Below are 674 nucleotides of genomic sequence, written 5' to 3' on the forward strand. Positions count from 1 at the left end.
GCCGCCGGAGACGGCGGGCGGTGGGGTCAGCGCGGTGCGCGGGCATCTGCTGGCGGCGCGGGGGCGGTGGGACGAGGCGGCGGCCTGGTACGAGCGGGCGAGCCGGGCGAGTCCGGCCGATCCGCTGCCGCGCAATGCGCTTGGCTATGCGCTGTTGCGGGCCGGGCGGGTCGGCGCGGCGATAGAGGCGTTGCGCGGGGCGAGCGATCTGGGGCCGCAACTGGCGGTGGTGCGCAACAACCTGCTGCTGGCGCTGATCATCGGCGGGCGGCGCGACGAGGCGGAGGCCGGGTTGCGCCGGGCGGGAGACGGGGCGCTGCGGCAGAAACTGGCGGCGGAAGCGGCGCGGATCGGCAAGGGAGGATGAGATGGTGGTGCTGTTGCTGATGGCGGCTGCGCCCGCGCCGGCGCCGGCGCCGGCGGGCGAAGCGCGGCGGGTGGTGGAGGCGCAGCTGAAGGCCCCGGTGCGCGAGGATGCGGGGCTTTCGGCGGAGGAGGCTGCGGTCATTCGGCAGCGCTATCTGGAGTCCATCGGCCGGCGGGTCGAGCGGGCGGTGGACGGGGCGCGATGATCCGGGCGCTGTGCATCGCGTTTCGTCGGGCATGGCTTCGGCGGCTGGCTGGCGACCGATCCGCCGCCGTCGCGCCGCTGATCGCGGCATTGGGGGCGGTGT

At 76.0% G+C, this 674-nt stretch carries 2 protein-coding genes; both read left to right on the plus strand.

The window, feature by feature from the left end:
- The coding region (locus tag K7W03_RS27580) for a tetratricopeptide repeat protein (RefSeq protein ID WP_222888150.1) at positions 1-367 on the plus strand (367 nt) is incomplete at its 5' end.
- Between the two features lies 1 nt (position 368).
- On the plus strand, positions 369-572 hold the full coding sequence (locus K7W03_RS27585; RefSeq protein ID WP_103001658.1) for a hypothetical protein: 204 nt from the start codon (positions 369-371) through the stop codon (positions 570-572).
- Positions 573-674 lie beyond the last annotated feature (102 nt).

The organism is Sphingobium sp. PNB, assembly GCF_019873065.1.
Classification (GTDB): domain Bacteria; phylum Pseudomonadota; class Alphaproteobacteria; order Sphingomonadales; family Sphingomonadaceae; genus Sphingobium; species Sphingobium fuliginis.

Coding starts and splice junctions, on each gene's coding strand:
- K7W03_RS27585 (WP_103001658.1), top strand. CDS start 369: ATGGTGGTGCTGTTGCTGATGGCGGCTGCGCCCGCGCCGGCGCCGGCG.